Raw genomic sequence first — 1,638 nt, 5'->3', positions numbered from 1 at the left:
GGGCGATCTTCGCGCTCGGCGACGCGGTGCGGGCGCGGCTGAACGGGCTGTTCATGGCGGCGTTCTTCGCGGCGGGCGCGGCGGGATCGGCGCTCGGCGCCTGGGCCTATGCGGTCGGCGGCTGGGGCGGGGCGGCGTCGATCGGCATCGTGGCGCCGGCGCTGGTGCTGCTGTGGCAGACGGGCGAATACCGGCGCGGGCCGGGAGGTCAGTCCTCGGCCAGCCGGTAGCCGACGCCCGGCTCGGTCGCCAGCTTCGTGCCGGCACCGCCGAGCTTCTGGCGGAGATGCCCGACATAGACGCGCAGATACTGCACGTCCCCCGCATGCGCCGGCCCCCATACGGCGGTCAGCAGCTGCCGGTGCGTCATCACCCGGCCGGCATTGCGCGCCAGCAGGTCGAGCAGGGCGTATTCGCGCGGGCTGAGGGTGACCGGCCGCCCCTCCACCCGCACCGCACGGCGGGCGAAGTCGATTTCCAGAGGCCCGGCGACGAACGGCCCGTCATGCCCCTGCGCCGCCAGCCGGTGACGCAGGGCGGCGCGGATGCGGGCCAGCAGCTCGCCCACGCCGAACGGCTTTTCCACGTAGTCGTCGGCCCCGGCGTCGAGGGCGGCGATCTTCTCCGCCTCGCGGTCACGGGCCGACAGGATGATGACCGGCACCGCGCTGAAGGCGCGCAGCCGGGCCAGCACCTCGTGCCCGTCCTGATCCGGCAGGCCGAGATCGAGCAGCACCGCGTCCGGCGCGCGCGAGGCCGCCAGACGCAGCCCCTCGGCCGCCGTCTCCGCCTGTTCGACGGCATAGCCCGCCGCCTCCAGCGCGGGCTTGAGGAAGCGGTGGATCTGCCGCTCGTCGTCGATCACCAGCACGCGCGCCCCGGTCATCGGCGCGTCTCCGCGGCGACCGGCAGGCGCAGGCTGATCAGCGTGCCGCCCGGCCGGTCCGGGCGCGGGCTCTGCGCCGTGATCTCGCCGCCCATGGCACCCATCAGGCCGCGCGCGATGGCAAGGCCGAGCCCGGTGCCCGGCTGCGTCCGGTCGCCGCGCCGCGCGCGGTAGAAGCTGTCGAAGACATGCGGCAGGTCGGCCGCCGCGATGCCCGGCCCCTGGTCGGCGACGCGCAGCACGACGCGCCCGCCCGCCACCAGCGCGCTGACCGTGATGCCGGCGCCGAGGCCGTGGCGCACGGCATTGTCGAGCACGTTGACCAGGACCTGCTCCAGCAGCGCCGGGTCGGCCACGACAGGCGGCAGGTCGGGCGGCAGGTCGAGCACCGCGTCGCGGGCGCCCGCGACGCGCGCGATCGCCGCCGGCACCAGATCGTGCAGCGCGACCGGGACCGCGCGGGGCGTGATCTCGCCCGTCTCCAGCCGCGTCATGTCCATGATGTTCGCCAGGAACTGCGTCATGCGCGCGGTGTCGTCCTCGATCGCGCGCAGCAGGTCGGCGCGCGTCGCGGCGTCGAGCTGCGTCCAGGCGCGGCGCAGCGTCTCGGCCGCGCCCCGGATGCCGGCGAGCGGCGTGCGCAGGTCGTGCGACAGCGACGACAGCAGGGCGGTGCGCAGCTTCTGCGTCTCCTCCTGCACGGCGTTGAGCGCCGCCTCGCCGGCGAGGCGCACGCGCTCCACCGCCACCGC

At 75.6% G+C, this 1,638-nt stretch carries 2 protein-coding genes and 1 pseudogene; 1 reads left to right on the top strand and 2 read right to left on the bottom strand.

The genetic code is table 11. The features are described 5' to 3' along the window. Positions 1-230, top strand: a pseudogene (locus tag B8460_RS23005) (hypothetical protein); the annotation flags it as partial. On the opposite strand, the gene B8460_RS20095 reads toward B8460_RS23005, so the two are convergent. Further along, complete coding sequence (locus tag B8460_RS20095; RefSeq protein ID WP_048863404.1) at positions 209-886, bottom strand: response regulator; 678 nt, start codon at positions 884-886, stop codon at positions 209-211. The pseudogene B8460_RS23005 and the gene B8460_RS20095 sit on opposite strands and share 22 nt — an antisense overlap. Then, positions 883-1,638: sensor histidine kinase (locus B8460_RS20090; RefSeq protein ID WP_048863403.1), on the bottom strand; the 756-nt coding region annotated here is incomplete at its 5' end. The genes B8460_RS20090 and B8460_RS20095, both read right to left, overlap by 4 nt.

It is taken from the genome of Acidisphaera rubrifaciens HS-AP3, assembly GCF_000964365.1.
Classification (GTDB): Bacteria; Pseudomonadota; Alphaproteobacteria; order Acetobacterales; family Acetobacteraceae; genus Acidisphaera; species Acidisphaera rubrifaciens.
The sequence above is the reverse complement of the archived record's forward strand: the minus strand, read 5'-3'. Positions and strand labels throughout refer to the sequence as shown.

Coding starts and splice junctions, on each gene's coding strand:
- B8460_RS20095 (WP_048863404.1), bottom strand. CDS start 886: ATGACCGGGGCGCGCGTGCTGGTGATCGACGACGAGCGGCAGATCCAC.